This window comes from Marixanthomonas ophiurae (genome assembly GCF_003413745.1).
GTDB classification, from domain to species: Bacteria; Bacteroidota; Bacteroidia; order Flavobacteriales; family Flavobacteriaceae; genus Marixanthomonas; species Marixanthomonas ophiurae.
The window spans coordinates 378,222-390,651 of record NZ_QVID01000001.1 but is presented as its reverse complement, the minus strand read 5'-3'; the positions used below and the strand labels follow the sequence as shown (position 1 = coordinate 390,651).

The 12,430-nt window shown below is 33.1% G+C and carries 10 protein-coding genes; 6 read left to right on the top strand and 4 right to left on the bottom strand.

Features of this window, described 5'->3' with window-relative positions:
* Positions 1-230: 230 nt before the first annotated feature.
* Positions 231-1,499 (top strand): tyrosine-type recombinase/integrase, encoded by a 1,269-nt coding sequence (locus tag DZ858_RS01705; protein WP_158548339.1) that lies wholly within the window; start codon positions 231-233, stop codon positions 1,497-1,499.
* A 124-nt stretch (positions 1,500-1,623) separates the two neighbouring features.
* Here DZ858_RS01705 and DZ858_RS01700 read toward each other — a convergent pair whose 3' ends face one another.
* The 4 genes from DZ858_RS01700 to DZ858_RS01685 form a co-directional block, all read right to left on the bottom strand.
* The gene (locus tag DZ858_RS01700) at positions 1,624-1,950 is read right to left on the bottom strand and encodes a hypothetical protein (RefSeq protein WP_117157845.1); all 327 of its coding nucleotides are present in this window, start codon (positions 1,948-1,950) and stop codon (positions 1,624-1,626) included.
* 2 nt (positions 1,951-1,952) lie between these two features.
* Complete coding sequence (locus DZ858_RS01695) at positions 1,953-2,321, bottom strand: hypothetical protein (RefSeq protein ID WP_117157844.1); 369 nt, start codon at positions 2,319-2,321, stop codon at positions 1,953-1,955.
* Positions 2,318-2,857 (bottom strand): tyrosine-type recombinase/integrase, encoded by a 540-nt coding sequence (locus DZ858_RS01690; RefSeq protein WP_117157843.1) that lies wholly within the window; start codon positions 2,855-2,857, stop codon positions 2,318-2,320. Before DZ858_RS01690 ends, DZ858_RS01695 begins: the two co-directional genes overlap by 4 nt.
* Before the next feature lie 216 nt (positions 2,858-3,073).
* Positions 3,074-3,613, bottom strand: a complete 540-nt coding sequence (locus DZ858_RS01685) for a hypothetical protein (protein ID WP_117157842.1) — start codon at positions 3,611-3,613, stop codon at positions 3,074-3,076.
* A gap of 145 nt (positions 3,614-3,758) precedes the next feature.
* On the opposite strand from DZ858_RS01685, the gene DZ858_RS15145 reads away from it, so the two are divergent.
* The 5 genes from DZ858_RS15145 (at position 3,759) to DZ858_RS01660 (ending at position 12,409) form a co-directional block, all read left to right on the top strand.
* A complete protein-coding gene (locus DZ858_RS15145; RefSeq protein ID WP_158548338.1) occupies positions 3,759-3,944 on the top strand; it encodes a hypothetical protein in 186 nt (61 codons plus the stop codon).
* Positions 3,945-4,456: 512 nt separating this feature from the next.
* Positions 4,457-7,627 carry a site-specific DNA-methyltransferase gene (locus DZ858_RS01675; protein WP_117157840.1) on the top strand — a complete coding sequence of 1,057 codons (3,171 nt, stop codon included), beginning with the start codon at positions 4,457-4,459 and terminating at the stop codon, positions 7,625-7,627.
* Positions 7,628-7,629: 2 nt separating this feature from the next.
* Positions 7,630-10,743 carry a DEAD/DEAH box helicase family protein gene (locus DZ858_RS01670; protein WP_117157839.1) on the top strand — a complete coding sequence of 1,038 codons (3,114 nt, stop codon included), beginning with the start codon at positions 7,630-7,632 and terminating at the stop codon, positions 10,741-10,743.
* A 205-nt stretch (positions 10,744-10,948) separates the two neighbouring features.
* Complete coding sequence (locus DZ858_RS01665) at positions 10,949-11,281, top strand: type II toxin-antitoxin system RelE/ParE family toxin (protein WP_117157838.1); 333 nt, start codon at positions 10,949-10,951, stop codon at positions 11,279-11,281.
* 18 nt (positions 11,282-11,299) lie between these two features.
* A complete protein-coding gene (locus DZ858_RS01660) occupies positions 11,300-12,409 on the top strand; it encodes an ImmA/IrrE family metallo-endopeptidase (protein ID WP_239990697.1) in 1,110 nt (369 codons plus the stop codon).
* Positions 12,410-12,430: the final 21 nt, after the last annotated feature.

Sequence of the window (12,430 nt, the reverse complement as noted above, 5' to 3'; positions counted from 1 at the left end):
GTTGTACACGTGTTGTACACCTTAAAAAAAGAGATAAAAATATGACAGTAAAAGCTTGTTTTAGAAAAAAATCAAAGAATGAATCTAAAGGATATTTAGGTATCAGAGTAACAGTTAATCGGAAGTCGAAAATTAAAAATATAGGCGAAAAAATTCATGAAAGATTTTGGAACCCGAAAGAATTGTAAGTGCGAAAATCTCATCCGAATAGTGAGAAATTGAATAGGTTATTGTCTGAGAAAATAAAGGAAATAGAGAGTTCAGATACAAATGAAATTGCTGAAGTGGATTCAAGTTCTTTTATTAAATATTACCAAGATCAATTAATTAATTTTGACCATTCGCTAAGTGAGAATACGATAAAGTCATATAGATCTGCTTTTTTAATGTTAAATAATTATTTAAAGCACGTCAAGGTTAAAGATTTACAATTTGAAAATATTGACAAAAAACTTGCTTTTAAATTCAAAAACTATCTCATAGATCAAAATCTTGCTTCTTCAACCATAGCTAAATACTTTAAACATTTTAAAACAATTTATAATCGGGGTCTTGATGATGGGCATAAGTCGAATATTCGGAGTCCTTTCAAATCTATTAAAATAGTAGTACCTGTTAAAACAAAACAATTTTTAACGATTGACCATATAAAAAATTTAATAAATGCCGATATACCCAGAGAATCTCAAGATGAATTAACAAAAATGACATTTTTGGTTCAGTATTTTGCTCAAGGACTTAGAATCAGTGATTTATTTACTATACGTTATAAGGATATAGTGGTTGATTCCACAGAGGCCAGTATAGAGTTTTCCCAATTTAAAACTAAACATCAATTAACTGTCTTTGTAGGAATGAATCTTCTTAAGTATTTATGTTTTTTCATTAGTCCAAAGAAATTTTATGAATTCTATTTCGAAAAAAAGTATAACTTTTTACTTAACAATAAAGAATATACAATGACTTTTTTTGGACATCAAGAAAGACATAAGTTTCTTTTTAATAAAAAAGATGTTGGTTCTAAATTTTATAATAAGAGTGTCGATTTTATGTGTAGCTTGAACAAAACTATATTTTTGGAACAATTACAGCTCCTAAAACAAAAAAAGAAAGAAGACCCCTATGAGTTTTTAGTTTATGGATTAGACAAAAGTTTATATAATGAAGAATCTTTTGCCCCGCGAAAAAATCTAAATGAAGAGCAAAAAGCAAAATTTTCAACCTGTAGAAATAACTATGTTAAAAACCTCAAATTATTGGATAAATACATGGGCTCTTCAATAAATATAGTAGGTCACACTGCTCGACATTCTTACGCTAGACATCAATTAAGTATAGGAACAGATAGCTATTTAATTAGAGATTTGCTTGGCCATAAAAATATAAGTACTACTGAAAAATATTTACAGGGTTTCCCTACAAAACTTATCAAAGGAAATGTAAAAAAATCACATGACTATGTTACGTTGAATTTTCTAAACGATTTTACTATTGATTAATTTAATTAAAAGGTTCTTTTTGTGCGCTTTTAAAGCGCACAAAAAGAATATTGTAGATGTATTTTAAAACTATTATCTATCTATTGCATTTTTTTTTCATTAGGGTATGATAAGGAGAAAAAAATTATCTTTCATTGATTTCTTCCATAACCTCGGGGATTTTCAAAATTGCTTGAATCTCATTATAAAGTAATTTAAGTAGGTAGCTATACTGGTCATTACCTTCCAAGAACTCATATCCCATTTGCGGTGAATATCTGTAAAACAAGTAACTAAAGCTATTGTTTTCATTTTTTTTTAAGGTTTTGAAATGGTAATTAAATGTCTGATCATTCTTTTCTATTTCTAATAAAACAACATCCTCCATTTTAGCTTCTAGTTGCTTTAAAATGTGAGGATAATTAACAACTACAGGGGTGATAATTTTATCGAGTCGATTTAAGTATTTCATTTTTAACTATTTATTTTTATCATTACACTTTCCATATGGGCAATTTCACAAATCCTATTATATACTGTTTCATCAAAATGCGAATAATCTAGATCTTTATTGATGAAGCTCAAGCACCCCGGCTGAGTATAAATGTAATATTTGCAATACCAAATATTGCGGTACTTCTTTGATCTACTGAATTTGTGAAAGTGGACATTGAGGGTGTATGGTGTAATTTCAGGAATTGTAAACTCCACAAATGAGGAATGTACTCTATAGTGCTTTAAGTTTTTTTCAAGTTCCTTTAAAATCTCCGGATACCCAGATATAGAACTTAAAATAGCGGAAATTTGAATACTGAATTGGCTCATTTTTTCAATTTCGTTCATAAGTTCATATAAATATCATTAAGTTCTTCTTGTTTAATACCAAGATAAATACGGGTTATCTGCGTGGAGGAATGGTTGAATAGTTGGCTCAAACAAATAAGCGCTCTATCACTATAATCATCATTTTCCCACACTCTTCTGCCAAACGATTTCCTTAAAGAATGGGATGAAAAACTTCCTCGAAGATACTTCTTCAATTCTCTATTTACATGCTGTGGGGAATATATTGTTCCTTTTTGAGATGTGAAGGCGGAGCCCCCCATTTGATAGATCAAGTCACTTTCAAAAAAAGTCAGGGCATCTCGAATATGTTCATTTACTTTTAATTGTCTTTTTTTGTTTGTTTTGCGCTCTATAACTATAAATTCTTCCCTTTTTAGCTGTTCAAAGGTTAGCTGCAATAGATCACTAATTCTCAAGCCAAGGTTGATCCCGCAAATAATAAGAAGTCCAAAATTCTTATTTTCTTCATTTTTTATTAGCCTTCGGCCAATATTTGATGCCCGATCGTAATCTATATATTTTGAACCTGTCATACCCCTCTTTATGGGCTAAAGTAAGCTTCAGAAATGAGACCCCGGAATAATTTTGAACATTTTTTTATGCTAGAATGACTTCTGGCCACGGGTCTGCTAGCAATGTTCGAATTGTATAAAAATGAACATTTTAAATACATAGCCTTAAAGTAAAGAGAGGCCTCCGCAAAAATGTTAAAAAGGCGAAAGCCACTCAAAATTAAATTTAGATGAAACTTAATTAAGTTCTAAATCTTTAGTTTTTAAAATTAATTTAGAAAATGATCGAATAAAAAATTCTGGAATATCTTCCTCAATTAATATATCGTGAAAAAAAGCCAATTGTACAGTAAATGAATTAATATCCATGTGAGAGCTGTTTATAAGTCGCTTCATATTATTTCGAGCGATCATGAATATTAAACCAAAAGAGTAATCACATTCCTGTATTTGCTCAAACTCCTCTAAATGATCAAGCATCTTAAATGCTTTTTTTTGTTGAATCAAATAATCTTTATGAATTGAGTCAATATTTTCACCGAGTACTGCATAGGTTGTTGCCACAAAAACGTAATCGTCTATCTCTTTAATTAATTTTATAATTTTCTTTTTATTATTTATAGAATAACGATTGAGTGCATCAATTAGGGCCGTTTTAAGCGAATGTGGTGAATAATAGATTTTTTCCTTATGTATTGCCTCCTGGATTAATTTGTCAAGCTCTTTTTGATTTTTTGTAAATTTTGAAATAATTTGATTGAATTTTAAGTTTTCCATTTTTTTGAAATATTTTTTATTTACTTCTTATAGACTTATTCAAAGAAAAGTTTTAATTAAGGTCAAATTTTAACATTTAGATTTCAAACAAAATGGATGAATACACATACGAAGGTGGCGAAGCTATTTTAAAAGCTACAGAATTATGGATGCTGACATATATCTTTCTTTGCAAAATTATGGTGACGCTAATTGCATAGGATGCATGACGGAGATAAATATTGAGTATGATGGAGATGGTAATCTAGAATATGAAGGGGGCATGACTTTCCGCTCAAGAATTTCGATTATTTTAAAAAAGAATTGTCTCGAATATATGGGCAAGATGTAAGATTACACGCTTTAAATCAGCTACTAGAAGATAAAGAGTGAAAACATGGTTTTAAACTCAATATAATAAATAATCAATTTTTAACACTCTTACTAAGTCCGGGAAAAGAAACTCTAAAATTTCGTCGAGTTTAGCTGAAACTAAGTCCACAGTTTCGGTTAAAAAATCATTTTCTTTTTTTATGGTATATATATTATCATCATTAAATTTAATAAAAAAAGATTTTGTAATTATATCACCTTTTTGGTAACAGTGTCTTTTACCTAAAATGACGTCTTCATTCTTCACAAATTCGACTTCAAAATATTTTAAAAAAAGTAATATTGTCTTGACATGATATAAGCTTGAATTCATTTTGTATATATAAAATATCAGGTATTCTATATAATCTCAAAAATCATTTAAGAAATTAATGAATTGTATATTGAAAAAGTTATTTTAGCTTAAAGCTAAAAGAAGTACTTTAGAAAAGTATAAAATTCTTGATTTACTCATAGAGAAATACCCGCAGAATGACTAAAAACAATACCTCACTTGAACAACTAAAATCCTTCCTCAATCAACTCTTTCAGTTCGATTCTCAAGACTTGGATTTTGGTGTTTATAAGATTCTTCATTACAAAAAGAAAGAAATTGCCAACTTTATTGACCAACTGTTGGTAGATAAGGTAAAAGCGGAGTTACAAACTTTATCAGCCGATGAAGCCAAGCAGGTGCAAGACCAAATTACGGAAATGGAGAAATCAACTTCGCTCAATAAATGGTTAGAAGCTGTTGAGAAGAAAGATGAAACCCGGTTAGCTATCTACGAAGAAGATTACAAGGACGAAATTTCCGAGTATAAAGAGTTAAAGGCTAAAGTCACTGAATCTTCTGTATCGATTGAAACGGAAAATCAGATATACAACCATCTGACTCTATTCTTCTCTCGTTACTATGATAAGGGCGATTTCATCAGTAAACGTAGGTTTGGTAAGAACGAAAAGTATGTAGTCCCTTACAATGGGGAAGAAACACATTTTCATTGGGCGAATCAAGACCAATATTACATTAAATCATCAGAAACTTTTAACCAGTATGCCTTTAAAGTCCCCTCAACCAGTGGAGAAATAATTGTAAACTTCAAATTAACGGATGCGCAATTGGAACAAGGGAACGTTAAAGAAAGTGATAAAAATTATTTTATTCTTTCAGAAAAAAAAGCTGAAATTAATAAAGAAGATGCAACTTTTTTCTTTGAATATCGACCACTAACCGACAAGGAAAAAAAGAAGGTAAAAGGCAATAGCAAACAAGATACCCTTGATGAAATAGCTTTTGATTTCTTAAAAAAGAAGTTTAGCTCCAATCCGGTACTTGCTAACCTGTGGAAAGAACAAGACGGTAAACCCCTACTTTTAAAAAAGCTCCAGCACTACACCCGAAAGAACAAACACGATTTCTTTATTCACAAAAACTTGAAAGGCTTCTTGGAGCGGGAATTAGATTATTACATCAAGAGTGAATTGGTAAATGTAGATGACTTATATGTAACCGATACCGACGCTTACTTTGACCGACTCAAGCATAACTTGAAGACCATCAAGGTATTCAAATCCATTGCTGATACCATTATTGCCTTTGTGAGCCAGATAGAAAACTTTCAAAAGAAAATATGGGAGAAAAAGAAGTTTGTACTAAGTACCGAATGGGTTATTACCATTGATCGCTTGGTAGATTATGTAGGTGAAGAAGCCGCCAAACCCATTTTAGAAGAAGTTCTCAGGAATGAAAAGCAGATAGCGGAGTGGAAGGAGATGTTTGGAGACCTATCAAAATTTAAAAAAACCTCTGACTTTTTAAGTGATGAAAATTTAAATCTGATAAAACTGCCAATTGATACAGTGCACTATTCTGCTGATTTTAAATCCCTACTGCTAGGCAAGATTTCTGTAAAGCAAAATTTAGAATCGCTCATAGATGGCTTATTAATTAAGAGTGATAATTATCCTGCACTTAATATTATTAAACCAAAATTTGAAGAATCAATAGCGTCTACTTATATCGATCCGCCATATAACACAGGTGATGATGGTTTCATTTATAAAGACAGGTTTAAATCTTCAACTTGGCTAACTATGTTTGAACCTTTACTTTCAATTAATAGAGACTTACTGTCTGATAAAGGAGCTTTATTCGTGAGCTGTGATGAGCATGAAGAACTTTCTCTAGGTCAGCTTCTCAACACTACCTATGGAGAAATCAACAAAGTTGAAAAGATAACTTGGAATAAACGCATACCTAAGAACGATAAAGGAATTGGTAATATTCATGAATATATCTATCTGTATACACGAAATAAGGAATATCGAAAGTCTTGTGACCTATCCTTTGTAATGCGAAAAGATTCTTTGGAAGAAGTCTATGAGATAGTTAAGAAAGCTAAGTCATCGGGAAAATCGATCAAAGAAGCTCAGGAGATACTCAAAAAGTATTACAAGAAGCAAGGTTTTGACCGTGGAATAACGCTCTATTGCGAGCTTGATAAAAACTACGAAATATGGGGAAAAATAAATATGTCATGGCCAAATGCTAAGACTGAAGGGCCTAGATATGAGGTTATTAATCCTGTAACAAATAAACCCGCTCCTATACCAAATAAAGGTTGGAGATGGAAAGAAGAAACTTTTAGAGCTGCCGAACGAAATGGGGAAGAGTTTATACTACCAGACGGCTCCATGATGAAAGGGCGTATTTGGTATGCGAATAATGAAAAAACCCAACCAAGTTCAATTACTTATCTCAGAGAAGTTGAATCCTTTTTACTCCGATCTATTATTAGTCAAAAGAGTGATGGCGGTATAACATTAGAAAATCTATCTCTTCAAGAAAAAGTAGACTATCCTAAACCTGTAAAGTTAATCGAGTATCTTCTGTATGCCACAAGTATAAATGACGGATTCTTTCTTGATTATTTTGCGGGATCGGGAACTACTTTTCATGCCATCCAAAACTTGAATAATCAAGATGATGGAAATCGCAAATGCTTACTCATAGAGCAGGGTAATTATATCTATACTGTGATTTTACCGAGAATAAAGAAAATAGCACATTCCTTAGAATGGAGTTCAGGTCAACCACAAAAGCCAATTGGTGGTGGTAATGGAGTTTTTTTAAAATACCAACGCCTAGAACAGTATGAAGAAGCCCTAGAAAACATCGCCTTCAATGCCTCAGATGATACCATACAAAAAGCATTAGTGTTTGAGCAGTACATACCTAAATACTTCTTGGAGTTTGAAACAAAAGGCAGCCAGACCTTAGTGAATACCGAAGCCATGAAAGACCCTTGGAACTATAAGCTCAAAGTGTGGGATGGCTTCACGTACGATACCGAGCAGGCTGTTGACTTGGTGGAAACCTTCAACTATCTCATTGGTCTGCACATGCAAAAATGCATCACCAAAGAACTGAATGAAAAGAAATATCAATTCATTTATGGCCACAACAATGCCAATAAAAACATATTGGTAGTGTGGCGTTCGGTAAAAGATTGGAATGTAGAAGATTTCAAGGCAGATTCATCATCGCTAAAAACAGAAATCAAAGCCTTTGAATACGATTTGCTCTACATCAATGACCAGGCACACATAGAAGGATATCAACCCATTGAAGAAGTATTCAAAAACAAAATGCTCTCATAACCATGCAACTAGAAAAACAACTTGTCCTTTTCAGATACATCTTGCATCAGTTGGGTTATGAAGCCTTTGAAGACTTGCGAGATGAGTTTAACAACAAAGAGTCAGGCACTAGCTCAACAGGCTATACTTATTTTGCCAGTGTTTTAATGTCTAACTCAGACAAACTCATTGAAGATCGAGCTATACAGCAATACGATGAAGCCATACAAGGCTATGAGAAAAAACTCCGTGAAAACCGCGCAGAACCTTTTTTCACATTCAAATACTACCAATGGTTTGCCTTACTATTTACCGAGTACTTTTGTGACCAATACAGCAACAATGCAAATCAACTAATTGCCAAACTGAATGACTATGCTGAAGGAAACAAAGACTTTAAGCAAATAGAAGCTTACACAGAAAAAGACTTGAAGAAACTTGCTTATTGGATGGCGACCGGAAGTGGTAAAACCCTTTTGATGCATTGCAACTATTGGCAAATCACTAAGTACTTCAAAGAATGGGAAAACATCATTCTCATAACTCCAAATGAAGGTTTAAGCAGGCAACATTATGAAAGTTGCGTTAAAAGTGGTATTCCTGTAAAGCTCTATTCAGGAAGTGAAGAAAGCCTAAAAACCAAAGAAGGTGAAATTCTCATTTTAGAGATTACCAAATTGGTTAAAGACAAAGAAGGAGAAGGTGTAAGTGTTGATGTAGATTACTTCTCAGAGTCAAAGAACTTAGTATTCATAGATGAAGGACACAAGGGCAGTAAATCTGATGAGCAAACATGGAAATCATTAAGAGAATATCTAGCTCGTGGAAAAGATTCATTCACTTTTGAATATTCTGCAACATTTGGACAGGTTATTACCAACAAGAATAAGTTTCTCTTTAATGAATATGCTAAATCCATCATTTTTGACTATTCCTATCGCCATTTTTATACAGATGGTTATGGCAAGGACTTTAGTGTATTCAACCTCGATACCAGGAATGAGTACAGCGAAGAACAAAACAAGTTACTGCTAACAGCTAGTTTATTGGGTTATTACGAGCAGTTTGAGCTGTTTGAGAGATATGAGAAAGAGCTGCGCCAATACAACATCGAGAAGCCCCTTTGGGTATTTGTTGGAAGCCGAGTAATCGGAACAGGCAAAACAGTATCAGATAAATCCACAGTCTCTGATGTTTCTCGTATTATCAAGTTTTTTAAGTATGCTCTTTCATCACCTGCTTCTTTACAGGGAGATATTGACAAAATACTCAATGACAGCACAGGGCTAAGAAATGCAGATGGAAACGATATTTTTAAAGGACACTTTGAATATCTCAGAACAGCCAAACCTATTGCTGAAACTATTCTTAGTAAAGTATTCAATGGTATTGGAAATATAGAAGCCTTCCAAGTAAAGCAAGCCGAGGGTGAGATTGCGTTAAAAACCAAAACAAGTGACCAATACTTTGCTGTTATCAATATTGGTGATGTTTCTAAGTACGCAAAAACACTTGAAGCTGATACTGACGGAGAATTGACTATCCAAGACGACAATTTCTCCAATTCATTATTTCAAGCCATTTCAGAAACCAATTCTACCATCAATATTCTCATTGGATCTAAAAAGTTTATTGAAGGGTGGAATTCTTGGAGAGTTTCAAGCATGGGTTTAATGAATATGGGTAAGAGTGAAGGTGCTCAAATTATTCAGTTATTTGGTCGTGGTGTTCGTCTAAAAGGTAAAAACTTATCCTTGAAACGTGAAGAAGCCAATGCGCCTTACCATATCCGAGCATTACAAACCATCTCTATTATGGGCTTGAATGCTTCATACATGAATCGCTTCTTAACTGAAATAGAAAAAGAAGTACCGGATTACACCGATATATCTATTGAAATCATACTAAACCATGAAGACCTGTGGGATGGGAAAATAATGACCTTCAAAAAACAGGAAGATAAGTCCTTTAAGGATGAGTTGATTGAATTAGAATACAACTCAGACGTAGCCAACAGAGTCACAATTGATATGCGGAATAAAATCACCATAGCAGCAGGTGGCTTAAACAGTCAGGTAGCAGAAGATGTAATAGATTATCAAGAAAATTTCCTCAAAGAGTTTAGAGACTTCATTGACTACAACTCGCTTTCATTGGAAGCAAACAGATACAAGCTACTCAAAGGGTATCACAACTTAATTTTAAATCAATCTGTCCTATCCGAGTTAATAGAAAGTAGTGGCTTCAATCTACTAAGCCATAAAGGGCAATTTGGAATCAATGAAGCTATTTCGGGCAAAATACAAGGAGTTGCAGTGAGTCTAGTGAGGGACTATATAAATAAGTTCTATGCTGATAAAGAAAAGGCGTTCCTGTCCAAATACCTTACTTATGATATGCTTTCACACAAAGAGCATGAAGCAATGTTTCCAGCTTCGCATACCATGATTGTGAAGGTGCCAAAGAAACACGATTCATTCATCAAGGAAATAGAAGATAAAATCACGGTGATATATGAGAAAGATGACAATACTCTTCCATCCATTCACTTTGATAAGCACCTTTATTCGCCCATTGCTTCAATTGCCGATGGTAAGAAGTTCAAAGAGATTAAAACTGTTCCTGTAAGGTTAAATAACGGTGAAAGAGACTTTATAGATCACCTACGCCAGTTCGTAAAGGAGTCAGATAAATTCAAGGATAAGCAGCTATTCGTACTTCGTAACCTTTCGGTTAAGGGTATTGGTTTCTTCATGGATAGTTCATCTTTTTATCCAGATTTTATCCTTTGGGTATTGGATGGTAAAAAGCAATACATCTACTTTCTTGATCCCAAAGGAATATTACTTGGAGACAATCACTTTAATAACCCCAAGATTTTATGGTGTAAAGAAGATGTCAAAACACTTGAAAGTAAAATTCAGCAGCAATTAAGGGATGATAAAAAAGAGGTAGAAGTTTCTATTTCCGGGTTCATCCTATCTGTAACACCATTTGAAAAGGTTAGAAAGAATTGGGGTGACGGATCAGGCACTACAAGAGATGACTTCGCTGAAAATAAGGTATTATTTATTGAGAATAATAAGGAATATTTAAGCTCAATTTTTAAAAATTTGACTAGAGCTGATGGAAAATAAAGTAAGCGATCATAGCTAAATTACAGATTCAATTTTGATGGAAATTAGGGCACTAGATGTTCTACCACTCCTCCCTTTGCCAAGGAATTATTATAGTCTAATTTTTAATTTACATTTTGTGTTAATTAAAATATTAACTATCTTTGTTCTTAAATAGAGGAGTTTTAAAAAATACAAGGTGGTAAAATGAAAAAATTCTATTTAAGTGAATATAAAATTTCGAAAAAAGAACTTGAACAAGTGTGCAAATAATGATAAAGCTGGAATCAAGAAGTTAGGACCTAAAAGACATAAAGTATTTAAAAAAAGATTAGACCAACTAAAGTTTTCTGAGACATTAGAGGATGTGCGATATCAACCAGGACGCTTTCATGAATTATCCGGGAATAGAAAAGGACAATGGGCATGTGATTTAGATCATCCTTATAGATTAATGTTTACAGCTCAAGAAGATCCCATCCCTACTGATAAAGACGGTAAATACATTTGGATAGAAATTGTAGGAGTCGAAATCATTGATATTGACGATTACCACTAGGCAGCAAACAATTACTTAATGACAGAACAGATGGCAACGATTAATGATTATTATCCGGAGAGTGTTACACACCCTTCCGAATTTCTAATAGAATCACTTGAAGAGAAAAATATAGGAGCCAAAGAATTTGCAATTAAAACGGGTAAACCTGAAAAAACTATTACTGCTGTGTTAAAAGGCGAGAGCTCTATTACTCCTGATATGGCTGTCCTTTTTGAACAAGTTTTAAAAATACCCGCACATTTTTGGAATGAAGCTCAAAGAAATTATGATGAATATGAGGCCCGCGTAAATTTTCAGAAGAACATTGAGCAATGCAAAGAATGGGCAAGAAATTTTCCATATGCAAAAATGGTAAAATATGGATGGGTGAAAAAAACAAGAAAGGCAGAGGAAAAAGTAATAGAACTTTTTAAATTTTTTGAGGTAGCCTCTCAAAAAGGATTTGAAGATTATTACTATAATCAGAGAACACGAGTAGCATTCAGAATATCTCTAAAAAATCAAGAAAATGCTACTGCTATTGCAGCTTGGCTAAGAAGAGGTGAATTACAAGCCGATCAAATTAGAACCCCGGAGTTTAACAAGAATTTATTTAAAAAGAAACTATACGAGATAAAAGCTTTAATGGCCAACCAGCCTAAGGATTTCTTTGAAGAATTACATAACATATGCAAATCAGCTGGGGTAAAAGTTGTGCATACCCCTTGTCTTCCGAAAGCACCAATTCATGGATCAACAAGGTGGATAAAGGACACCCCTCTAATCCAATTGAGTGGTCGATACAAAAGAAATGATATTTTTTGGTTTACATTTTTCCACGAGGTCGGACATATATTATTACATGGTAAAAAATATATTTCAATTGAAAATATAGATGTGGATGGAGAAAATAAAGAGTTTGAGAAAGAAGCGGACGAATTCGCATCCGATTGGATATTAAGTAAAAAAGAAGAGGATGAAATTCTTAATTTTAACCCTCTTACATATAAAGATATCATAAATTTCGCGAAAAAATTCGGGACTCATCCAGCTTGTATTATAGGTCGTTTTCAACATGAAAGAAGAATTCCATATGGAACGGGAAATGAGTTGTTTGAGCCTATCAATTTTGAAACTCAATCATAAATATTTACCCAACAAAAGAAT